17 protein-coding genes and 1 tRNA gene are annotated in these 23409 nt (G+C 50.6%); 6 read left to right on the forward strand and 12 right to left on the reverse strand.

Annotated elements, in window-relative coordinates:
* Positions 1-623, forward strand: a 623-nt coding sequence (locus tag VB081_RS12710; protein WP_323401154.1) for a YfbK domain-containing protein, incomplete at its 5' end; no start/stop codon positions are given.
* A 57-nt stretch (positions 624-680) separates the two neighbouring features.
* Here the strand turns inward: VB081_RS12710 and VB081_RS12715 are convergent.
* From VB081_RS12715 to uvrB, 6 genes are all read right to left on the reverse strand, one after another.
* A complete protein-coding gene (locus tag VB081_RS12715; RefSeq protein ID WP_323401155.1) occupies positions 681-1451 on the reverse strand; it encodes a nitroreductase family protein in 771 nt (256 codons plus the stop codon).
* A 222-nt stretch (positions 1452-1673) separates the two neighbouring features.
* Complete coding sequence (locus VB081_RS12720) at positions 1674-2492, reverse strand: hypothetical protein (protein ID WP_323401156.1); 819 nt, start codon at positions 2490-2492, stop codon at positions 1674-1676.
* Positions 2465-2893: a hypothetical protein gene (locus tag VB081_RS12725; protein ID WP_323401157.1), complete on the reverse strand. Its 429-nt coding sequence runs from the start codon at positions 2891-2893 to the stop codon at positions 2465-2467. Before VB081_RS12725 ends, VB081_RS12720 begins: the two co-directional genes overlap by 28 nt.
* On the reverse strand, positions 2866-3201 hold the full coding sequence (locus tag VB081_RS12730; protein ID WP_323401158.1) for a hypothetical protein: 336 nt from the start codon (positions 3199-3201) through the stop codon (positions 2866-2868). Before VB081_RS12730 ends, VB081_RS12725 begins: the two co-directional genes overlap by 28 nt.
* A 169-nt stretch (positions 3202-3370) precedes the next feature.
* Complete coding sequence (uvrA, locus tag VB081_RS12735; RefSeq protein ID WP_323401159.1) at positions 3371-6232, reverse strand: excinuclease ABC subunit UvrA; 2862 nt, start codon at positions 6230-6232, stop codon at positions 3371-3373.
* 23 nt (positions 6233-6255) lie between these two features.
* A complete protein-coding gene (gene uvrB / locus VB081_RS12740; RefSeq protein ID WP_323401160.1) occupies positions 6256-8217 on the reverse strand; it encodes an excinuclease ABC subunit UvrB in 1962 nt (653 codons plus the stop codon).
* Positions 8218-8413: 196 nt separating this feature from the next.
* On the opposite strand from uvrB, the gene VB081_RS12745 reads away from it, so the two are divergent.
* Positions 8414-8707 carry a Dabb family protein gene (locus tag VB081_RS12745; protein ID WP_323401161.1) on the forward strand — a complete coding sequence of 98 codons (294 nt, stop codon included), beginning with the start codon at positions 8414-8416 and terminating at the stop codon, positions 8705-8707.
* A gap of 43 nt (positions 8708-8750) precedes the next feature.
* Here the strand turns inward: VB081_RS12745 and VB081_RS12750 are convergent, their stop codons facing one another.
* On the reverse strand, positions 8751-9017 hold the full coding sequence (locus VB081_RS12750) for a hypothetical protein (protein WP_323401162.1): 267 nt from the start codon (positions 9015-9017) through the stop codon (positions 8751-8753).
* Between the two features lie 185 nt (positions 9018-9202).
* On the reverse strand, positions 9203-10624 hold the full coding sequence (locus VB081_RS12755) for an MDR family MFS transporter (RefSeq protein WP_323401163.1): 1422 nt from the start codon (positions 10622-10624) through the stop codon (positions 9203-9205).
* 209 nt (positions 10625-10833) lie between these two features.
* Here VB081_RS12755 and VB081_RS12760 point away from each other — a divergent pair, with 209 nt between their 5' ends.
* Both VB081_RS12760 and VB081_RS12765 read left to right on the forward strand, forming a co-directional pair.
* A complete protein-coding gene (locus VB081_RS12760; protein WP_323401164.1) occupies positions 10834-14643 on the forward strand; it encodes a SpaA isopeptide-forming pilin-related protein in 3810 nt (1269 codons plus the stop codon).
* 282 nt (positions 14644-14925) lie between these two features.
* The gene (locus VB081_RS12765) at positions 14926-16251 is read left to right on the forward strand and encodes a HelD family protein (RefSeq protein ID WP_323401165.1); all 1326 of its coding nucleotides are present in this window, start codon (positions 14926-14928) and stop codon (positions 16249-16251) included.
* Between the two features lie 49 nt (positions 16252-16300).
* On the opposite strand, the gene VB081_RS12770 is transcribed toward VB081_RS12765, so the two are convergent.
* From VB081_RS12770 to VB081_RS12785, 4 genes are all read right to left on the reverse strand, one after another.
* Entirely contained in the window at positions 16301-17011 is a 711-nt protein-coding gene (locus tag VB081_RS12770; RefSeq protein WP_323401166.1) for a hypothetical protein, read from the reverse strand.
* A 270-nt stretch (positions 17012-17281) separates the two neighbouring features.
* A complete protein-coding gene (locus VB081_RS12775; RefSeq protein ID WP_323401167.1) occupies positions 17282-17653 on the reverse strand; it encodes a hypothetical protein in 372 nt (123 codons plus the stop codon).
* A gap of 140 nt (positions 17654-17793) precedes the next feature.
* On the reverse strand, positions 17794-21027 hold the full coding sequence (locus VB081_RS12780; protein ID WP_323401168.1) for an ABC transporter permease: 3234 nt from the start codon (positions 21025-21027) through the stop codon (positions 17794-17796).
* A gap of 4 nt (positions 21028-21031) precedes the next feature.
* Positions 21032-21736 (reverse strand): ABC transporter ATP-binding protein, encoded by a 705-nt coding sequence (locus VB081_RS12785; RefSeq protein ID WP_323401169.1) that lies wholly within the window; start codon positions 21734-21736, stop codon positions 21032-21034.
* A 180-nt stretch (positions 21737-21916) separates the two neighbouring features.
* Here VB081_RS12785 and VB081_RS12790 point away from each other — a divergent pair, with 180 nt between their 5' ends.
* Both VB081_RS12790 and VB081_RS12795 read left to right on the forward strand, forming a co-directional pair.
* A complete protein-coding gene (locus tag VB081_RS12790; RefSeq protein ID WP_323401170.1) occupies positions 21917-23191 on the forward strand; it encodes a lipopolysaccharide biosynthesis protein in 1275 nt (424 codons plus the stop codon).
* An 89-nt stretch (positions 23192-23280) separates the two neighbouring features.
* Positions 23281-23356 (forward strand) — tRNA-Ala (locus VB081_RS12795).
* Positions 23357-23409 lie beyond the last annotated feature (53 nt).

Consider the following 23409-nt stretch of genomic DNA (forward strand, 5'->3'; position numbering starts at 1 on the left):
TCATCGATATGTGCGGTACGCTGTTCACTGTCGCCAAGGAGGTGAAGCTGCAGGTGGAATTCAACCCCTCTAAGGTTGCGGAGTACCGCCTGATTGGTTATGAAAACCGGCGGCTTGAGGATGAGGATTTTGACGATGACACCAAGGACGGCGGCGAGATCGGCGCGGGCCATTCGATGACAGCCATCTATGAGATCGTAGAGGCGACGGTTGCCCCGGCGGAGGAGGACAGCGGCCTGAAATACCAGCAGACCGTGACCACTGCCAGCGACGAATACCTCACAGTGAACATCCGCTACAAAGCGCCGGACGGAGATGTGAGCCAGTTGCTTTCCTACCCTGTGGACGCAACAGCTTATAGTGCGACGCCCTCCGATACTATGAAGTATGCCGCTTCTGTGGCAGAGGTGGGGATGCTGCTCAAACAATCGCAATACGCAGGCACATCGAGCTATATGGATGCTGCGACACGGTTGGAAGCGATCCCAAGTGTGCAGCAGGACGAATATAAGCTTGAATTTCTTTATATGGCGCAAACGCTCGACAAGATGCAGGGCTCGGTCATGGACAGCGAGCGAACGCAGCGCTGGTCTGATCTGTGGGACAAGTTGGGGCTATCGTAAAAGAATACAAAAAGGGAGGCTGACCATAGCCTCCCTTTTTATTTTTGTGCTATTCGTCTAGCGGATGCGCGCGGTCTCCCGCTGCGTTGTACGGTAGTAATTGACATCCGGATAGCCGAGCACGAGCGTGGTCACGACCTTTTCCTTGTGCTCTAAGCCGAGCACCCTGCGCAGTTTTCCTGAAACGTTCGCCGCAATGGTAAAGAAGCCGCTGTATAACACGCCCAAACCGTTTGCCTCCGCCATCAGCGCCATGTTGGAGGCGGCAAGCGCGCCGTTTATTCTGTTTTTCGACACGATCACGATCGCTGTCGGCGCTTTTTTAAAGAAAAAATGATCATCTATGCCGACGCCCGCTCTTGCCTCTTTGCTGAACAGAGATGCAAGGGGCAGCAACCGCCTGAAAAGCTTCACCGCGATTTTCTCAGCCTTTTCTCTTTCATCCTTCAGAACAATATAGGAAACATCCTGCGCATTGACTGCGCTGGGCGTAAAGCGCCCTGCCTCGATAATCTGCCCGATCACTTCGCCCGGGACTTCCTGCTGCTTGAAACGGCGGATGCTCCTTCGTGTTTTGATCGCGTCCAGAAGCTCTGTTGGCGAAAGCATCGTTTGCTTCTCAAATTCTTCCGGCGGCTCTTCAAAGCCTGTTATGGATACCGCGGCTTTGGGACAAATTGCGACGCAATGCCCGCACATGAGGCAATCCTGTGCTTTGATAACAGCTTTTTGGTTTGCGATGTCAATGTTGCTTTGCGGACAGTCTCGCACGCATAATCCGCACCCTATACATTTTTCACTATCCACAATGATCGTATGTCGTCCCATCACAGTCCCTTTCTTTGGTTCATTGGTTTAAACCATTATACCAAAGAAACACTTATGTGGGCGAATGGTAAAGAAAATCGTTACCAACTTTTTCTAAGTGATAGATGGTGAATGTATCGCTCTAGACAGACAGTCTGTGTTTTTGTGCAAAAGCAGTCATTTCCTGCCACAGTCCGCCCTCGGCGTAATAGCTTTCGACTCTGCGCCGCTTGGTTTAATTTTTTACAGTGTCCAGCCACAGATATCTTTCCAGTCCTGCGCCAGCCAAATTGCGTCGTTGTCAATGTCATCGTTTTGTTCCCCGGCGATAAGAAGCGTGCCGTTCTCTTGCAATCCAATCACAATGTTGTCTGTTTGCACCGCATAGACGACATGATCCCAGTTGGATAGATCGATATTATGCCGGTCTCTTTCCTCATCCCTTGTACGTACAACTGTCCCATCTTCTTTGACGCCGATCGTCCAATACCCACCCACGCTCAACGAAGAAATATCCGTCCAGCCTATGACATTGCATTCCCCAAAGGAGTTATATCCCGCTGCTTCTGGTATTCCATTCCTTTTTATCCCCGCAACATTACTAAAACCGCCATATACCTTATCGATATCTTTCCAGTCGCGCGCCTCCATACGCGGATCGTCCGCTTGACCTATCATCTCAATCGTCCCGTCTTTTTTTGCTCCGATAATGACCCCTCCCGTGAGACTCATGGCAATAGATTCAATGTCCCGCCATTCCCGGGTGCTCTCCCAACTTTCCCCACTCATGTTATACCTTGTTGCCGCAACCGTACCGTCTTCCATCAGCGCCACCGTAGTATCACCCTCTGCAACAATCTGTTTGACATTTTTCCAGTCTTCTACATCGCATTGCCCCGCATCGTTGTTTCCCGTTGCTACGACGGTCCCGTCCTTTTTGAGTCCAACCGTATGCCATGATCCTACTGCCACTTGGCGAATATCCGTCCACCAACCAACGTTACATTGCCCGTCCTTGTTTAAACCAACCGCGCTCACTTTTCCGTCTCCTTTGACTGCCACAAAATGGTTGACCGCCAACGCGATCTTCCCTTCCGCGCCGGTATCCGGCTCGCCCTGCGGCGCGGAGGGCGAGCATCCAGCGCAGGCGTGAATGCCGTAACCTGCCCCCGCATAAAATCATTCTTTAGCTCCTGTTCTCCCCACAATCCCTGTATAAACGGGTCGGCAAGGTCGCCGTCTGTGCGTCCTTTGCCCTTACTAAGCCCTTCCGACGGTTTTTCCGTGCCTTTTAGCAGTCCGTCCGCATAATCGCTGACCAGCTTTTTGTACGCTTGCGTCCTATCGTTCTTATAGTCCTGCTCCCACGTATCGCGGTTCAGTTCCAGCACAAACGGGTCATCCGTGTCGCTCTTTAGTGCAAGCGTTTTATCGATCAGCCTTTGCGCATTCGTTTTCGCCACTGGTTGCGGTGTTTTGGTGCAGGATCGCGCCACTTATTCTCATATACTGCTTCGGCATATGTCTGCGTTCCCGTATTGCCCTGCGCAAATTTTGCCGCCTCGTGGCGCTGCTTTTCCTCCTGTCTGCGTTTCTCCGCTTCTTCCTGACGTTTCCGTTCCTCCTCTTGTCTCCTGCGCTCCTCTGCCTGCCGTCTTTGTTCTTCCTCACGTTGTCTGCGTGCTTCCTCGTCCCGACGCTTCTTCTCTGCGCGCGCCTCCGCAGCCCTCTGCATATTTGTGTATGCGTCGCTCCATTTGTTGTTCGACATTTTCTTCTCTCCTTTTTATTTTTTTGACATCAAAAAAGGAAGCGCATCACTGCACTTCCTCTTGATCCATATTTTTTCACACTATTATCTTAGTACACCTACACTAGACATTACCTGACGCCAATCGGACATTGCAGGACATGCAACAGGTATTTACGGACATGCGTTTTTATTTTTTCTTCTTCGGTTTCAAATAGTGCTCGGGCGTGGCATTATCGAAAATACGCTTTAAATATTGCCCTGTATAGCTCTTTTTGCTTGCCGCGACCTCTTTTGGCGTACCCTTAGCGATCACCATGCCGCCCTTATCGCCGCCCTCCGGCCCCATATCTATGATATAATCCGCGCTCTTGATCACGTCCAGATTATGCTCGATCACGACGACCGTATTGCCCTTGTCCGCCAGCCTGTTCAAAACCTTGACCAGCTTTTTCACGTCGTCCATGTGCAGGCCTGTGGTCGGCTCGTCCAAGATAAACAGCGTATTACCCGTCTGCTTTTTGGAAAGGTGCGTCGCCAGCTTGACGCGCTGCGCCTCGCCGCCTGAAAGCGTCGTCGAGGGCTGCCCCAGCTTGATATACGAAAGCCCTACGTCCATCAGCACCTTCAGCTTGCTTTCGATGCGCGGGATGTTCTCGAAGAACTTATATGCTTCTTCTACCGTCATATCCAGTACTTCGAAGATGTTTTTGCCTTTGTAGCGCACTTCCAGCGTTTCACGGTTGTAGCGCTGCCCCTTACATACTTCACACTGCACATATACGTCCGGCAGAAAATGCATCTCGATCTTTATGATACCGTCCCCGCGGCACGCCTCACACCGACCGCCCTTTACGTTGAACGAAAAACGTCCTTTTTGATATCCACGCATTTTCGCGTCCTGCGTCATTGCAAAGATATCGCGGATCAAATCGAACATGCCCGTATATGTCGCCGGGTTGGAACGCGGCGTGCGCCCGATGGGCGACTGATCGATATCAACGACCTTATCCACATACTCAAGCCCCTCGATCGCCTTATGCTTGCCCGGCCTGTCCTTGGAATGATAGAACCGCTGCATGGACGCCTTTTTCAGAATATGGTTGACAAGCGTGCTTTTTCCGCTGCCCGACACGCCCGTGACCGCAGTGATGACCCCCGTCGGGAATGCTACGTCAATATCGCGCAGGTTGTTTTCCTGAGCGCCTTTGACGGTGATCCACTGCTTTGCCTCGCGCAGCTTTGCGGGGATGCGGATGAGCTTCGCACCCGATAGATACTGCCCGGTGATGCTCTTTTTATTTTCCATGATCTGTTTGGGCGTACCCTCTGCGATCACCTTGCCGCCATGCGCGCCCGCGCCCGGCCCGATATCTACGATGTGGTCTGCGCCCAGCATCGTCTCCTCGTCGTGCTCTACAACGATGAGCGTATTGCCTATGTCGCGCAAGCCCTTGAGCGTTTTTAACAGCTTGTCGTTATCCTTCTGATGCAGACCGATGCTCGGCTCGTCTAAGATATACAGCACGCCCATCAGACCGCTGCCGATCTGTGTCGCCAGACGGATGCGCTGCGCTTCACCGCCCGAAAGCGTTCCTGCCGCTCGCGAAAGCGTCAGGTAATCAAGGCCGACGTTGATCAGAAAATCGAAGCGCGCATTGAGCTCCTTCATCACACGCTCGGCGATCGCTTTTTGTTTGTGGTCGAGTTTTACCATATTGATATACTCACGCGCTGCGCGGATAGACATATCTGAAAGGTCGGCAATGTTTTTGTCGCCAATCCTGACAGCCAATGTTTCCGGCTTATAGCGCCTGCCGCCGCACACCGGGCATGGCGTTTCCACCATGTAGCTTTCGATCTCGCCCTTCATGTATTCGGAGGTCGTCTCCTGATAACGGCGCTCCAAATTGGGTACAATCCCCTCAAATGCGGCATTGTAATAGCCAGCGCCGCCCATACCTTCGTATTCTACGCGCAATTTTTCGCCGTTTGTGCCGTATAAAAGCGCGTGCTGCACCTCGTCCGGCAAATCCTGATACGGCGTATCCATATCGAATTTGTAGCGCTTCATCATCGCATCGAGATAGTTTTTGGCGATGGTACCGACCGCACCGAAATTCCAGCCGGACGCCCTGACTGCGCCGTCACGCAAGGTCTTTGTTTTGTCCGGTACGATAAGGTCAGGATCGATCTTCAAAAGCATACCGAGTCCCGTACATTCCGGGCATGCGCCAAACGGGCTGTTGAAGGAAAACATACGGGGCGTCAGCTCCTCGATGCTCACACCGCAGTCTGCGCATGCAAAATTTTCGTTCATCAGCTTTTCTTCGCCGCTGTCCATGTTGCGGATGATGACGAGTCCGCCTGTCATACGAAGCGCTGTCTCGATGGAATCCGTCACACGCTTTGCGCTGTCCGGCTTGATGACGATACGGTCGATGACCGCCGCGATCGTATGCTTCTTTTGCTTCTCGAGCTTGATCTCCTCATCCAGCTCATGCGTTTCCCCGTCTACAACGGCACGCGTAAAGCCTTCCTTCAAGAGGTTTTCGAGCACCTTCTTATGCTCACCTTTTTTTGCGCGGATGACGGGCGCCAAAATCATCAGCTTTGAGCCCTCCGGATTCTTCATGACCTGATCGACCATCTGGTCTACCGTCTGGCGGGATATCTTCTTGCCGCACTTGGTGCAGTATACATCGCCCGCCCGCGCATAAAGCAGGCGCAAATAGTCGTGTATCTCTGTGACTGTACCCACTGTGGAACGCGGGTTTCTGGCAGTTGTTTTCTGGTCGATGGAGATCGCGGGCGAAAGTCCTTCGATGAGGTCTACGTCCGGCTTTTCCATCTGTCCCAAAAATTGCCGCGCGTACGACGATAATGATTCCACATACCGCCTCTGGCCTTCCGCGTAGATCGTATCGAACGCCAGCGACGATTTCCCACTGCCCGAAAGTCCGGTGATCACAATAAATTTGTCGCGCGGCAGCGTTAAATCAATGTTCTTTAAATTGTGCTCACGTGCGCCCTTGATGTGTAAATAGTCCATATATTTTCCTCTTTTATCTCAAATTATTTTTTACTTTTTTGCAGATCTTCGATCATATCCCGCAGCTTGGCGGCAACCTCGAACTCTAGCTCGGCGGCGGCCTGTTTCATCTGCTGCGTGAGGATATCGATGCGCATATTGCGTTCGTCCTTTGTGAGGTTCTCGACGACCGCTTCCTCTGCCTTCTGTGAGATGGCAAGCGCTTCGCTCACATCCTTTGTGATCGTGGTCGGCGTGATGCCATGCTGCTCATTATACGCCTTTTGCACCGCGCGGCGGCGTTCCGTCTCGCTTACTGCCGCATTGATGGAACGCGTCATCTTGTCTGCATACAATATCACACGGCCTTCCGCGTTACGCGCTGCACGTCCGATGGTCTGGATGAGCGACGTTTCGTTGCGCAGGAACCCTTCCTTATCCGCATCGAGGATCGCCACCAATTCCACCTCCGGAATATCCAGCCCCTCGCGCAGCAAATTGATGCCCACCAGCACATCGAACTCTCCCAAGCGCAGACCGCGGATGATGTCGATGCGCTCCAATGTATCAATGTCCGAGTGCATATACTTCACGCGAATGCCCATTTCCGTATAATATTCCGTCAGACGTTCTGCCAGACGCTTGGTGAGCGTCGTCACCAGCACGCGCTTTTTACGCGCGGCGATGTCGCCGATCTCGCCTAAGAGGTCGTCTAACTGACCGTCTGTTTTTCGTATGTCGATCACCGGTTCTAACAGGCCTGTGGGTCGTACGACCTGCTCTACCACTTCGCCGTTCGCGAGATCGCGCTCGTATTCTGCCGGTGTTGCCGAAACGTACACCGCCTGGTTGACACGCGCGTTGAATTCCGCAAATTGCAGCGGGCGGTTGTCAAAAGCGGACGGCAGGCGGAACCCGTAGTCTACCAGCATCTGCTTGCGGGCACGGTCGCCGTTGTACATGCCGCGCACCTGCGGCAGCGTCATGTGCGATTCGTCCACGAACAGCAGATAATCGTCCGGGAAGTAATCCATCAGCGTATACGGCGGTTCACCCGGCTTACGTCCGTCAAAATATCGTGAATAGTTTTCGATGCCTGAGCAATAACCGAGCTCCTTTAACATCTCCATATCATACATCGTACGCTGCTGGATACGTTCTGCTTCAAGCAGCTTTCCCTGCTCTTTGAACATCTCTATTTGCCCAAGCATATCCCGCTTGATATCCGGGAGGTGCGCAAGCACCTTATCGTGCTCCATCGCGTAATGCGACGCCGGGAAGATGATCACGTATTTTTCTTTGGTCAGCTTCCTGCCTGTCAGTGCTTCGATCTCGAATATCTGCTCGATCGTATCGCCAAAATATTCCACGCGTACAGCGCGTTCGCTTGTCCCCATGGGGTATATCTCCACGATCTCGCCGCGCACACGGAACGTACCGCGCGACATTTCAATATCGTTTCTTTTGTAGTTGATGGATACGAGCTTCTCTAAGAGCGCTTCACGCGGGTATTCCATCCCTTCCCGCAGCGCTACCGCCAGGTTACCGTAATCTTCCGGCGCGCCGATCGAGTAGATGCACGATACGCTCGCGATTACGATCACGTCCTTGCGTTCGAGAAGCGCGGATGTCGCCGAGTGGCGCATCTTATCGATCTCGTCGTTGACGCTCGAATCCTTTTCAATATACAAATCGCGCCCGGGCATATACGCTTCCGGTTGGTAATAATCATAATAACTGACGAAGAACTCCACCGCGTTATTTGGGAAAAACTCCTTAAACTCGCTGCAAAGCTGCGCCGCCAGCGTCTTGTTGTGCGCCAAAATAAGCGCGGGCCGCTGCGTACGCGCGATGACATTTGCCATCGTAAACGTTTTACCGCTGCCCGTAACTCCGAGAAGCACCTGTGCGCGCTTGTTCTCTTCTACACCACGTACCAGCTCGTCGATCGCCTTTGGCTGGTCGCCGGCGGGCGCGTACTTGGAATGCAATTCAAACTTGTTCATAATACCTCGCTTATTTCGATTTGGTCTGTTATCCCCTGTAAAAAACCAGTATCCTATATTATATCATATTTTAAACCAAAAGTGATTAAATCAGCACACTTCCCTGTCAAGAAAAATGCGTATGAAAAATGGGCATAAAGAGTTTCTCTGTGTTACAATGGTTTGGAAGAAAAAAGTATATACCGGAGGATGATTTATGATCAAACATATCGTATGCTTTAAGCTGAAAGACCCATCACAGGCAAACTGCGAACAGGCAAAAGAGATTTTGCTTTCTATGGACGGCAATGTGGAGCTTTTGCACGGCATCGAGGTGGGCATCGACTTTCTGCATTCCGACCGTTCTTATGACCTCATTTTGGAGGTGCTTTTGGATGATGAGAAAGCGCTCGACGCGTATCAACAACATCCCTACCACGTGAGCGTGGTCAAAAAGCATATGCACAGCGTGCGCGAGACGAGCGTCGCCGTAGATTATTATTTGGACTGAGATCAATAAAAAAGGCCGCCATTGCTGGCGGTCTTTTTTCAACTTATCGCACGGGCACATGCCCAGCTTCCTTTAACTTTTTGCGCAGCGTTTCGCGCACCTGCGCGCTGTCCTGCACCAATATCCTCTCCCCGATGATATAAAAAGCGGCTTCTTCCCATTCCCGCACACTGTATGCGTCCGGCTCTATCCGTTTGAGCGCGTCTGCCAGCAGCGGATAGTAAGCGGGAGTCCTCAACTCCGATAGATATGCACAGTCCACCTGTTTTGCGAGCACATCAAGCAAATCTTCCTTTTTCTGTCCGTTCATATCCCCCTCCTGATCATCCATCGACCCATTTTGAAACATCGCGCCGCTTCCGGTCAGAAAAGTAGACTTTTTCAACCAGAGCATATGTGACAGTTTTTGATTTAAAAAGGGTCATTTATTATCATTTTCTTACTAAAAACAGTATAAATGAAACGGTTGAAAAAGTCTACCTTTTAAATCACTGTTTATTTTGCCTGCCGTTTTCCCTGCTTGCGCAGCTCTTCACGCTTGGTACTGCGTACAAAGACGACTGCCAAAATGAGTGCGGCGATGCACAGCAGCGCGGAAAACAGAAAAGACATGTGCACACCGTAAACACCGTCCCCCGCAACAGAACCCGTATGCGCCCCGTTTGTCGCGACCGACATTACCGTTACCATCAGCGCCGAGCCGATCGCACCCGCTACCTGCCGGATCGTATTATTGATCACGATCCCGTCCGGCATCTTTTTGATGTGCAGGCAATCCACACTCCACGTCGTTGCGGGCATGAGCAGGAACCCCAGCCCCACACACCGTACCGCATAATCCGCGACGAGCACGCCCATTGGCGTACCGGCATTTGTCATCGTAAGGAGCAACGTTCCGCCCGTCAGGCACACGGAGCCGATGAGCAGCGTGATGCGTGCACCCAGGCGGTCGAGCATCCAGCCGGAAAGCGGACTGGTCGCCGCCATCAAAAATGCGCCCGGCAAAAGTGTCAGTCCCGAAACGAGCGCCGATTGTCCCAGATAGCTTTGGATGTAAAGTGGCAGTACGATGCCCATGCCCATGAACGCAAAATAGTAAAGTGAAATGAGCGCCGTGCCTACCGCGAAATTCTTATGTTTGAAAATACGCACATCAAGCAGTGGATTTTTGATCTTAAGCTGCCTGCGTACAAAAAAGATCAGGGAAAGTATGCCTACCACAAGCGGCGCAATGACAAGCGGATGGAAAAATCCGTAGTCGCTCAGGCTGGTGAATGCGAGCAGCAGACCACCAAACCCCAACGACGAGCACAGTATGGACAACCGGTCGAGCGCGCCGGACGCCTCCGCACGTTTGACGTTTTTGAGCAAAAACACCGCAACCAGAAGAATGATACCACTTAATACACTCAATAGTACGAAGATGCTTTGCCAACCGAACGCGTCGCTCATCCAACCGGAAAGCGTAGGTGCAATGGCAGGCGCAAAGCTAACGGTCAGGCCGACAATTCCCATGGAAAAACCGCGCCTGTCTATGGGGGTGAGTTCCAGCACAATAACGTTTAGGAGCGGGAACAATATCCCCGTCCCCGCCGCCTGCAGTACCCTGCCTGTGAGCAGCATCGCAAAATTACCTGAAAAGAGCGCCAGCAAAGACCCGCTGAAAAACAGCGCCATGCACGTCATAAAAAGCTGTCGCGTAGAAAATTTACCGATCAGAAAGGACGTTGTGGGAACCATGATCCCGATCACGAGCATATAGATAGTCGTCAGCCATTGCCCCAGCCCCACCGAAATGCCAAGATCGGCAACGATACGCGGCAAGGCGGACGTTAACAACGTTTGCGTCAATGATCCGACGAATGTACCAATCAAAATGATCATGATGGTCAGGCGGTATTTTTTGTCTATTCCCATGGTGAGCCATTCATTCCTTTACTGATCCAAATTTCTACACAATTGGTTGCGCACGCAACCAATCATATCAACAGGTTTTATGCTACCCCTAAAGCTGTTGTTTGTCAAGAAAACGCATTTATAATACTTGACTTTATATGTAATATATCCAATAATATTTAATATACAACGGTTACTTTGTATGTATGCGATTTTATGGGGGTATTGTTTTGTTAATTGATAAAAAAAGGAACGGTGCGCAAAAACAGCGCCGGGCTATACGGCATTGTTTTCAGCGTTTTCTATATGTATTTTTGTGTGTTGCGCTTGTCTTGGGCGGTTCTTCTTTTGCCCTCGCGGAAGAAACCACACCACAAAGCGCAGATGCAGCATTTCCTGTCCCTGCCGCAGCGCCGACGGACTGGACAGACAGGCCCGATATTCTCAACCTCTCCCTGACTGACCTGCAATATAAAGACGGCAGTCAGTGGAAAAACCTTACGAAAAACGGTAACGCCTACACCTTCCCCGCGAACATCGCAGTGGAATCCTTAGACGAGCTCAACATCGGCTTGCAATTTGATGTGGATAACGACGCAATCGGCTATCTGGTTGCTCCCGGCGATACCTTTACCTTATCCCTGCCGGACGCTCTGCCCATATCGCCCGGCGTGACCACCGGCGAATGCCATTCGAATGGAAGTGTGGTCGCAACATACACAGCCGATCATACATCCAATACACTCGTGTTCACTTTTACGCAAGAGATCGATAGTTCTGCTACATTCGGCGGTGGCTGCACCTTTTCTTTAAACCTTGATAAAAATAAGCTGAATTCTTCCGGCCCGACGACTGTAGACATTGACTTGCTGAACACCGGAAGTCCGGACGCAAGCATCACCTTCCCCGGACGATCTGTACCGAGCGGCGTTTCCAAAGAAGGCACATATGACCCTGCGACCGGACAGATCGTATGGGAAATCATCGTTGGCACGGGTACAAAGGGCGTTGACCTTGACGGGTATAAGCTTACTGATACATTGCCCGCAGACCTCACGTTTGTTTCCGCAGGGATCAAACAAGGAAGTACGCTTACGCCTATCCCGGATTTCGATGCCAACGGCTATACCTTTACCACAGGCGATAAAACGCCGCAGACCATTACCGTCGTTACGCAGGTAAACGAAGACGCTGTTGCCGCAAACACGGGTATGAGCGCTATAAACAACGCAATGCTTTCACATAACACGGATACCGAACCTGCGCCCGGTGCGTGGACGGGTACGGACACCGTGACAGTTCCGCCGACAACACTCGAAAAAAAGGGCACACAGGTGGACGCAAACACGATTCGCTGGGAGATCAAGATAAGTACAGGCGAGCCTGCGGGTATGCTGCTTGACGCAGTGGTGACCGACAAGCTTTCCGCCGACCTCACCTTTGTTGCGGGCAGCGTCAAGCTGAACAATAAGGACATTGCTGATTTCGCCGCTGAGGGCGCGGGCGCTTCACTCGATACTGCCAGCAATACGCTGACCGTCACGATGCCGCAGCGTATAAGCGGGACTTATACGATCCGCTTTGACACGACGGTAACGAACGGTGCGCTCCCCGGCGCGCCCGGTACTGTTCCAAAAGTCGAGAACGAAGCAAAAATGACATGGAGGCTTCCATTCGGCACCGGCAAGACCGTAAACATCATTTCACCCAAAATCGAAACAGGATTCAATTCTGTATTTTTGAACAAAAGCTCTCCCTCCTTTGACCATGAAACGGGCTACATCACATGGCGTATCGACCCGACCGTACGCCTGAATTCGTATACACAGGCAGAGGTCACGGACACTATAGAAAGCGATCAAGAATTTGTCGCGGACAGTGTTGTTGTCAAATACGGAAATACGGCTATGAGCGACGCGGCAATCGCGGCAATCTTTTCCATAGACGCTACGCAGCGCGACATGGCTTTTGCCTTTTCTTCCAATGTCGCTGATGCAAATTACGCCGCCGACCTTGATAAGGTCGTGATCGAATACAAGACGAAGGCGCTCAACTATTTCAGCGAAAACCATGTGGATCATACCTATAATAACAGCGCACACCTTGACGTTGACAAGCCTGCCTATTTTGCGGACACAAGCGCGTCGCGCAAGGTGAAGAATGAGATGCTCAAAAAGGATGCAGCCTATACGTTCAATGAAGCGGAAAACGAAGGGTATATGCACTATACCGTCAAGATCAACGCTACTAAGACTGCCCTTACAGACGCGGTAATAACGGACGACATTGGCGCGATGATCACGAAGATCACCGACCTTGCAGGCGGCACAATCAGCGGGCTTCCCGCGCCGGACTGGTCGCTCGATTTGGAGAAGTCCTATCTGAATGACACTTCTGCGACGCTTGCATCACTTATCACGGGCGGCAAAGCCTCTTACCAGAGCAAGCTGTTGTCCCTTGCTCTCGGCGATACGAGCGACACGCACACGCTGCATCTATACCTTCGGCTTGCAAACAAGGATGATTTCTTTCAAAAGGGTGTGAAGATATCGGCGCAGAACAATATATCTATAACAGCGGACGAACTGCCCTCCGGCAGTGCTGCGTTCTCTGTTGCGTCGCCCGTTACAGCGGAAAACACCATCGAAAACAAGCTGTCCGTCAAAAAATCCTCACCTTGTGTGGTTTCTGAGACGGGCTCCTACATCGAATGGAACGTGCATATCAACCCCAACGGGACAACGCTTACGTCGCCTATTGTGATAGATACGCTGCCTATGGGGCTGGAATTCGACAGCAGCTCTGTCGTGCTTAGCCGCAGTACACATGGCGCAAACGGACGAATCGACACGGCGGGAAGCCCTGTCGATCCTGCTCTTTATCAGGCGAACATCAAGGATAACAAATTGAATGTCACACTTCCTCGTGACAATGATTCTTATACCCTTACCTACCGCACATATATCGTAGGCGAGGTCATGGGCGGCAACGCCAAAAACGATATCGATTTATACGATGACAGTGTTGCGCTCGACACATCAGCTGCATCGCAGGGCGTCAGCAACAGCGCATGGGGGTATCTGACACGCACGACGGCTTGTGTCATAGAAAAAACAGATGCCGACGCACTCACAGCGACCGCTGTGCCCGGTGCGACATACGGCATTTTTACCACTGCTGACGCATCCGGCATACCATTTAAAACAGGTATCACCGATGAGGATGGCAAGACTGTGTTCCGTGGACTTGCGTTCAATGCGCAATACTTCGTGAAAGAGATGGCCGCGCCCGATGGATATGCGCTCGATCCGGCGGTATATCCATACAAATCTGACGTGCCCGCGAGCAAGCTTGCAGACATCCCGCCGCTTGCCGTGGCGGAAAAACGCACATCCGCCGATGTAACGATACAAAAAGCGGATGCAAATACGCCTGACCTCTTTTTGCAAGGAGTAGCGTTTACGCTAGCGCGTACCTTTGATGGAGCGGAGCCGGACGGTCTGCCTGTTCAGTTGACATTGAACAATGGAAAATATGAATATACAGGGACAGACGCGGCGGCGGAACCGACAGAGGCCACAACGGCGCAGGACGGACGCATCACCTTTGCTTCCCTGCCCCGCGACACATATATCCTGACTGAAACACAGCCACTTGACGGCTATCTTGCCCCTGACGATCCTCACTTCAAATTTGAGATAGGTATGGATGATTCTGTGGTTTTTGATACGGCTTCGGGCATTTCCGCGGCTGGTATAATCACCAATACGCCCGAAGACCCGCCGACAACGCCAACGCCCAGTACCACCCCGCCGGCTGACCCCACTATAACGCCGTCGCCTTCCCCCTCGCCTACCAATACGCAGGGCGGCGCGGCAGGAGGTACGGCAAGCGAAACAGGCCGTCTTGACGCTCCGGCATCAGGCACGGTAAAGACCGGCGATACACAAGTCAACCCTATCCTGTGGCTGCTTATCGCATGCGGCGCGGCGGTCTGTGTGATCGTTGTACTGGTCGTGCTCAAAAAGAAACACAAATAGCACAAATAAAAAAGACCCGGCAGTAAATCCTGCCGGGTCTTTTTTCGTTTCCTAAAATAGGTACGATTACTATATACCATACCATAGGCAAAAGTATCAGTCTAGTCTTTTTTTATTTTCCTGTTACACTTTTCATAAAGGCATGAATACGGAATATTATCCCTGAGGGAAGAATGCTTCGGGGCTTGGTTTCCTGATGCCAAAGGGAGGATTTTATGCACGATAAACAACAAAAGATACAAAACAGGATGTCCTTTTTGGAGGAGTATACACACCTTCCTCTTGTACCGCTTCAAGGACACACTATGCGCACAGAACATCACCATCCTTTCGCCCAGCAAGGTCTTTTCCGACTATATTTCGGGCGTGCTGCCTGAGCTTGGGGAAGAACCGATCTTCGAGGCAGGGTTTGAGGACGTTGCTCAGGCGCAGCTTGAAGGCATTATTCGTTTTGAGCCAGACAAGGCTTACGGGACAGCGGACAAAGGGTACGCGCAAAGGGCACACTTTAAATCTACGCTGGATTTTGTGAAGCAGCTTGATGATTTCATCTGCGAGATACCTAATTTTGCGTTTACGGAGGCTGACTATACCTTTGAAGACTTTATTGCCCCGGCAACATGGATACGTGCCCGAATCAACGCGTATGATGGACATCCCTTAAAACAGCGGCTGCGCATGGTTGCGGAAGACATCCTCGAGCGTTTCACAACAGACAATGTCAGAGGTGAGGAATTGCCCAAGCCGGGCGTGGTCATAAAAAGCCTGAACGACATGCTTACCTACAAAAGCTCGCTTTCGCTTTACAGGGAATTTTACAGGCAGATCGGCAGGCAGGAGATGCTTATGACGCCAGATAGCAAAACGATTGAATGGAATGATGTTTTTCCCTTTCTTTATGTGCGGGCGGCATTCGATGGGCTGCGTGAAAGTAAAATCATTCGCCATCTTGTGATCGACGAGATGCAGGACTATACTCCCATACAATTTGCTGTGATCAACCGCCTCTTTCCTTGTCCCAAAACGATTTTAGGTGATTTTTCCCAGCGGGTGTACCCTCACCATACGCATACGCAGGAAGACCTCCTTGCGCTTTACGAGGGTGCGCAGCTTGTACGCCTCAACAAGAGCTACCGTTCTACTTATGAGATCATTCGCTTTGCAAAGCACATCCAGCCAGCAGACGGGCTGGAGGCGGTCGAGCGGCACGGAGAAGCGCCCAGAATCCTCGCTTGTGGCAGCGAGGAAGACGAAATAGTGCAGTTGCGCCGCCTGATTCGTTCTTTTTGGGCAGGCAAAAACCGTACGCTGGGCGTCATCACCAAGACGGACGAACAGGCAAAAAAGCTATACGATGACCTGTATGATGAATTTGACGTTTGCTTGATCAGCCCTGACAGCAAGAACTTTAATAACGGCATTTCCATCGTCTCGGTGCATATGTCAAAAGGGTTGGAATTTGACGAAGTGATCATCCCCGGCGCAGACGACGCGCAGTACCATTGCGAACACGACCGTAGCCTGCTGTATGTCGCCTGTACCCGTGCGATGCACTCCCTTACACTTTTGTATACGGGTACACGCTCGCGGCTGCTGCCGCCGGCATAAAAAAGAGCGCTGCCGTGATTGGCAGCGCTCTTTTGGCTTTATTCGTTTTTCAATCCAAACTTTCCAGCGGTATTTTTTCACTCGCTGGTTTTGTGTTGAGCCACAGGAGGAAGAACAACACCAATCCCCAAACAACCGCTAGCTGGTTTACCAGATCGCTTAACACGTATTGATAAGGTCTTGAAATGAACGCATTTATTAGGTTCGCTAGATTATCAAGTCCCAGCGGCTCCATTGGCGTATTGACCTGTATTGTCACAATAACCGATGCCGTAATGTAAGCAAGAGACACTAACAGCGCAATACTAATCCCTTTTGGGACGCGTGTTTTGCAGATGCAAATTTTACGCCTGTCGAACACAAAAAAGCATAGTAACATAATCACCAGCAAAAATGCCCAAATGAGATAGGCATAATATAAAATAGTCTGCATCGATTCTTCCGTTTCCATCGGGTGTACTAAGAGATACAGGGAATCCATCAACAGCCTGATTGCTAGGCCGCATACCACGATCAGTATGCTCTGCATATGCCATCCTCGCAAGTTTCCCTTAACTACCCACTTATACAGCCATGTGAAAAGGTAAAGCATAATACCGTTCATCATGAGCCCTCGTATAAACGACATACTGTAGCTACGCGATTCAAAAACAGGGAAAATGCCACTGACGACCATTTCCCGCACCAAAAAAAGAAAATACAATACCACTGCTGCAATCTTTATCAGCCGCATCCAGTTTTTCTTTACCCATGTTATCATCTTTATTCTTCTCCCTCATAAAATTGCATCGATCGGCATACTGTCCCTTTATCCAAAAAACACACGCCCTGTGCCGTCCGTCAAGGGAATACGCTTTGTTAACTTATTGCCATCATATTCCACAATCTCGATCTTGACCCCGGTATCGTATTCTCTATTAGGGTCTGGTGAATTTCCTGTATATGCTTCATAGCAACCCTTTGCAGTTTCTTCTGCGCTACCCTCATGATACCAGACTCCCGAAGCAACGTCATCAAATAGTTATATTCCTTATCCGGTTAAAGTCCAGCTTTCCGCTGCCGCCTTTTTCTTTTCTAACTGCGTATTGACTACGGGGTCTCTCCACTTGTTCCCATATACCGCTTCTGCGTATGTTTGTGTTCCCGCATTGCCCTGCGCAAACTTCTGTGCTTCCTGACGCTGCTTTTCCTCCTGTGCCTGTCGCTGTGTTTCTTGCTGTTTTCGCTTCTCCGCTTCCTCCTGCCGTTTCCGTTCTTCTTGTCTCCTACGCTCCTCTGCCTGCCGTCTTTGTTCCTCCTCACGTTGCCTGCGTGCTTCCTCAGCCTGACGCTTCTTCTCCGCCCGCAGCTCTGCGGCTCTCTGCATATTCGTGTATGCGTCGCTCCATTTGTTGTTCGACATTTTCTTCTCTCCTTTTTATTTTTTGGCATCAAAAAAGGAAGCGCATCCCTGCACTTCCTCTTGATCCATATTTTTTCACACTACCATCATACTACCGCGCTGCCTGACATTGTCTGACGCGCAGCGGACATTTGAGGACATCACTCGATCGACTTCATAGATTCTACCATGTCAATCTTCTTCAGCTTGAAATGCAGTACAAAATTTACCACGAACGCGAATGCCAGCGTTAATGCACCTGCGTACACGAATGCCGTCCAAGGTATCTCGGGCGCGAACATGACGATATCCACCTCCGCCGTACTGACAACGAATTTCTCTAAGAACACGCCCAGCACCAGCCCCACAAACATGCCGATCACCGCTGATATCGTGTTTTCACGATAGATATACGCGGACACTTCCTTATCATAAAAACCAAGCACTTTAATGGTCGCCAATTCGCGCATACGTTCCGTCACATTGATGTTGACCAGATTGTACATTACAATGAACGCCAGCATACCTGCCGATACGATGATCACCAACATGATACTGCCCATGCTGTCTACCATATCAGCAAACTGCTCCGTTGTATCGCTCGCGTAGGAAAGCCCCTGCACATGGTCGTAGCCAAGAAGTGTTTCTGAGAGCGCGGACAAATCGGTTCCCGACTCCATATCCATCGCAAACATGTTGTTTAATGGCTTGCTTCCAAAAAGCTGCGCGTAATAATCAGGGGTCATATATACATAGTTCATCGCGTAGTTTTCTGTGATGCCGCTGACCTTTGCCTGCGCTTCGTTGCCATCCGCATCCTTAATATCGAACGTGTCGCCCACCTTTAACTTCAGCAGTTTTGAGAGCTTTTCGTTGATGATCGCACCGTCGTTGCCGAGCGCAAGCGGCTGCTTTTCTTCCCGTGTACGCAAATTGATGTAGTTGCCCATCTCTGCCGGTTCGTCGGGCACGAACGCGGTTGCGCTCACCTTTTTACCGTTTGCATCTATTGCGTCGATGCCTTTGTAGTAAAGCAGCATCTCGTTTTTCACACCCGGCGTGTTTGCAACCTCTTGCTGGATCGTCACCAGATCGTCACTAGTCGTTTCGTCGTCTAATGACCCGAGCGCGTCGTATACGGATATTTCATTGAACTGCTTTTCCACGATCGCACCAATGGAATATTGCAGCCCAAAGCCAGTGAGCATGAGCGCCGTACATCCCGCAATGCCGATGACCGTCATCAGCACACGGTTCTTGTAGCGGAAAATATTACGGATCGTTACCTTTTTGGTAAAGTTGAGCTTGCTCCACAACCACGTCCACTTCTCGAGCAATACGCGCTTGCCGCTTGGCGGCGCTTTGGGGCGCATGAGCTGTGCCGGTTGCTCCCGTAATTCCTTATATCCTGCCGCCCAAGCGGAAAAACCCGTTACCGCGACGGAAACGATGGTACACCAAAATGCGTAGTCCCAATGGAAGGGTGTTAATCCTGCGGGCATGAAGTAGCGCATATGGTATGCGTCGATCACGACCTTCGGGAACAACGAAAAACCGATCACAAGCCCTAAGATACTGCCTATCACGCTGGCCGTGATGGCGTACCACAGGTATTTTGACATGATCGCACGGCTGGAATAGCCGAGCGCCTTTAGCGTCCCGACCTGCGTGCGCTGTTCCTCTACCATGCGCGTCATCGTCGTAAAGCACACAAGCGCCGCTACCAAAATGAAGAATAACGGGAACACCGCCGCGATCGCGTCGACTTTTTCCGCATCGTCCTGATAGCTGGAATAGCCGGGATTGTTGTCCCTGTCCCACACATACCAGACAGGCTTTTTCACGTCCGAGAGTTCTTGTTCCGCGTCGTCTAACTCTGCCTGCGCGTCGGCGATCTCTTTATCGGAATCCGTTTTGCCCTCGTTATATTCTTTTTTTGCGTCATCCAATTCTTTTTGTCCGTCGTCGAGCTTTTTCTGCGCATCCTCTAGTTGCCGCGCACCTGATACCTTCTGACGGTCAAGCTCCGCCTGCCCTGACACAATTTGTGCCGCAGCGCCGTCGAGCTGCACGCGGGACTCGTCCAGCGTCTGCTTTGCCGCGTCAAGCTCTGCTTTACTGTCATCGAGTTGCTTTTGTGTCGCATCAAGAGTGCCCTGTGCCTGCACGATACCCTGTTCGATCTGTTGTAGAGCGCCCTCCAGCCCCGGAACACCCGCAGCGATTTGCGCCCGTATGCCATCCGCCTGCAGCTTAAGCTGTGCAATCTGTTGCTCTGCCGCCGGTTTTTGTGCATTGAACTGGGCAAGCCCGTCTTCATATTGTTTTAAGCCGTCCTGATATTGCTTCAGGCCATCTTGATATTGTTTTTCTCCATCCGCGGTCTGCGATCGCGCATCGTCCAGCTTTGCCTGTGCTGCAGCAATTTGCGTATTATATTCGTCCTTCTTCTCGTCGAGCGTTTTTTGCCCGTCGTCTAATTCCTTTTGTGCGTCATCGATCTTTTTGCTCGCATCCGCAAGCTCCTCTTGCTGCGTCTGCTTTCCGTCCTCGAGTTCCTTTTTACCGTCGTCGATCTTTTCCTGCGCCTCGCTCATGATCTCGTCGTAGCGCGCTGTTTCGCGCACATCCGCGACCTTCTCAAACGCCGTTACGGCGCTTGCCGCAGCGTCCTTATACGGCTGCTCAAACGGACTGAGTCCTGCTGTATCGCTCATTGTCAGGTATACATCCGTATATACATCAAGTACAAAATCCTGTGCGGGAACCATGATGAAGCAATCAATCTCCCCGTCGCCGATCTGTGCCTTGCCGCGATCGAACGAAATAAAAGAAGACGATTCCACAATGCCTACGATGGTGAATTCGTCTGTATCAAGCGTATCTAAGATATCGTCGTCCACCTTGCCCGCCAATAGCTTGACCGTGCCGCCGATCTCAAAATTTTCCGGGGAATTGATGGTTTTTTCCACCACGCACTCGCCTGCTTTTTCAGGCAGTCTGCCCTCTTTTAGAACAGGCTTATTGAGCTCGTTTCCATCCTCGCCGTTTTGCGTGGTCTTGATGGACAGCACCTTTGCAATCGTATCTGTACGGTCTCCTGAATCTACAAAAGCGTCCACCGAATAGGCGGGCATCATCTCGCGTATGCCCGAAACTTCTCCTATCGCACTGATATCATTATCATTGAAACCATATGTGGAAACAAGATGCACATCAGCAAGAGCAGTTTCTTCGTAATACTGCTCCATCGTGATCTTCATGTCGGGACAACTCGCCTTGACCCCGGCAAAAAAGCCCACGCCCAGCGCAACGATCCCTAAAATAGAAAAAAAACGGGTGCGGCTCTTCCATATCTCGCGCACCGCTTCTTTTACAAGCATATGTCGTTTCATCCGTTTACCACTCTATCTCTTCTACCGGCGTCGGATGATCGTTTAAGATGATCTCCTTCACCTTGCTGTTCTTCATTCTGATGACGCGGTCTGCCATAGGCATGATCGCCTGGTTATGCGTTACGACAACGACCGTCATGTTTTTTTCGCGGCAGGTATCCTGCAAAAGCTTTAATATCGTTTTGCCCGTTTCCGAATCGAGTGCGCCCGTGGGTTCGTCGCACAACAACAATTTAGGATTTTTTGCAAGTGCACGCGCAATAGAAACGCGCTGCTGCTCCCCGCCCGATAATTGCGCCGGAAAGTTGTCCAGCCTATGTTCAAGCCCGACCTCGCGCAATACTTCCTGTGCGTCGCGCGGATTGGGGCATATCTGCGTCGCGAGCTCTACGTTTTCTTTAGCAGTAAGGTTTTGTACCAGATTATAGAACTGGAACACGAAACCGATATCGTAGCGGCGGTATTCCGTCAGCTGTCGCGCATTGTACTTGCTTACCTCATTGCCATCGACAAGAAGCAGGCCTTCGTCGCACGTATCCATGCCTCCTAAAATATTGAGCATGGTCGTTTTTCCCGCGCCGGACGACCCGACGATCACGCAAAAGTCACCTTTTTCTATCGTAAAATCGACACCATCGGAAGCGGTAATCGTTACCTCTCCCATGCAGTATCTTTTGTAAATATCCTGTGCTGTCACAAAACCGTGCATATATGTTCTCCCAAGCCTCATTTTTCCTTATCAATGATATCACGTTCGGCACGCTGCCGCCAGTAAAATCCTACAGAATTATTTATACTATCATACGACAGCAATGTGAATTGAATTTGAACAACAATGGTTTTTGATAAGTGTTGTTTCGCAATTGTTAAAATGCTATAATGGCTTGGTATGAATAGGTTATTGCTCGGGAACACCAACAATCTTGAACGCAAGATATATTTCTGGAATATTGTCGGCAGTATGGCAAACGCGCTTGCGTCCGTCATATTGCTTTTTGTGGTGACGCGCATTTCCGGCGCAAATGACGCGGGGATATTTACACTTGCCAATTCCACTGCGCTGATGATGCTCACCATCGGTTTTTATGAGATGCGCGCTTTTCAGGCGACGGATGTAGCGGGTGTTTATTCCTTCAGCGATTACCTGATGTCGCGTTTTGTGACAGTTGCGGCGATGGTCATTGCTAGTATTTTCTTTGTTTTTTTAGGCGGTTACACAAACGAAAAGGCCGCTGTTATGCTCCTTTTGTGTATTTATAAAGTGTTTGATGCGTTAGAGGACGTGTTCCACGGGCTGTACCAGCAGCAGGGCCGTCTTGATGTTGCCGGGCGTTCCCTTTCTTTGCGCGTATTACTTTCCACAGCGACATTTGTCGTCGTGCTTCTCGTAACCCGTTCCCTTGTGGGTTCGTGTATCGCGGCCATCATCGCGGCTGCCATTGGTTTTATGCTTTTTAACCTGACCATCTTCCGCAACTTTTATGACGGCAGGTTCCATTGGAATAAAAAAGCAATCTTTAAGCTTTTGTGGGTATGTCTGCCTATGTTTTTAGGCTCGTTTATGCTTATATACATCAACAATGCGCCCAAATATGCGATCGACACATATATGCAAGGCGATTATTTTCAGGCTTACTTTGGCTATCTGTTCATGCCGCCGTTCGTCATTAATTTGTTCAGTACTTTTATTTTCCGCCCGATGGTCACACCAATGGCCGAAGCGTGGGCCAAAAATGACCGGGGACGGCTTGTGCATATCATAAGAAAATTGCTTATAGCTATTGTTTTCCTTGTCATTGCAGGCGAGATCGTTGGGTACTTCCTTGGTATCCCCGTCCTGTCGTGGTTCTATGGCGTCGACCTTTCCGCTTACCGCGCAGAGCTTCTGATCCTTGTTTTGGGCGGCGGGTGCAATGCTATTGTGACGCTGATGTTTTACGGCATTACTGTACTGCGCAAACAAAAGCTGCTTGTCGTCGGATACGGCGCAACGCTTGTATTGGCGCTTATTATTTCCAATATATTTGTTCAATCTTCCGGCCTGATGGGAGCATCGCTCGCCTATCTGATCTCTATGGTCGTGCTCGCACTGCTGTTCTTCGTTATCTTCATCATCTGTTACAAAAAAGAAGCACGCAAAATGGATATTGCGGGCGCGCAGTAATATAATATATTTACATCGTGTTTTGCACATGGTATAATGAAAAACGATTTGTACAAGTATTCACTTGCTACTGTCGTCAGAAATAAATCGGGGCATTAGCGCAGCTGGTAGCGCACCACAATGGCATTGTGGGGGTCAGGAGTTCGAATCTCCTATGCTCCACCACAACAAGAAAATCCGAACTCAAAAAGGTTCGGATTTTTATTTTACTATATATC

The sequence above is a fragment of the Christensenella sp. genome (genome assembly GCF_034927525.1).
Lineage (GTDB): Bacteria > Bacillota > Clostridia > Christensenellales > Christensenellaceae > Christensenella.

Excerpts from the sequence above, each read along its gene's own strand:
- VB081_RS12775 (WP_323401167.1), bottom strand. The coding sequence starts at position 17,653 with ATGTCGAACAACAAATGGAGCGACGCATACACGAATATGCAGAGAGCC.
- VB081_RS12730 (WP_323401158.1), bottom strand. The coding sequence starts at position 3,201 with ATGTCGAACAACAAATGGAGCGACGCATACACAAATATGCAGAGGGCT.
- VB081_RS12780 (WP_323401168.1), bottom strand. The coding sequence starts at position 21,027 with ATGAAACGACATATGCTTGTAAAAGAAGCGGTGCGCGAGATATGGAAG.
- VB081_RS12770 (WP_323401166.1), bottom strand. The coding sequence starts at position 17,011 with ATGATAACATGGGTAAAGAAAAACTGGATGCGGCTGATAAAGATTGCA.
- uvrA (WP_323401159.1), bottom strand. The coding sequence starts at position 6,232 with ATGGACTATTTACACATCAAGGGCGCACGTGAGCACAATTTAAAGAAC.
- VB081_RS12755 (WP_323401163.1), bottom strand. The coding sequence starts at position 10,624 with ATGGGAATAGACAAAAAATACCGCCTGACCATCATGATCATTTTGATT.
- uvrB (WP_323401160.1), bottom strand. The coding sequence starts at position 8,217 with ATGAACAAGTTTGAATTGCATTCCAAGTACGCGCCCGCCGGCGACCAG.
- VB081_RS12745 (WP_323401161.1), top strand. The coding sequence starts at position 8,414 with ATGATCAAACATATCGTATGCTTTAAGCTGAAAGACCCATCACAGGCA.
- VB081_RS12750 (WP_323401162.1), bottom strand. The coding sequence starts at position 9,017 with ATGAACGGACAGAAAAAGGAAGATTTGCTTGATGTGCTCGCAAAACAG.
- VB081_RS12785 (WP_323401169.1), bottom strand. The coding sequence starts at position 21,736 with ATGCACGGTTTTGTGACAGCACAGGATATTTACAAAAGATACTGCATG.
- VB081_RS12790 (WP_323401170.1), top strand. The coding sequence starts at position 21,917 with ATGAATAGGTTATTGCTCGGGAACACCAACAATCTTGAACGCAAGATA.
- VB081_RS12715 (WP_323401155.1), bottom strand. The coding sequence starts at position 1,451 with ATGGGACGACATACGATCATTGTGGATAGTGAAAAATGTATAGGGTGC.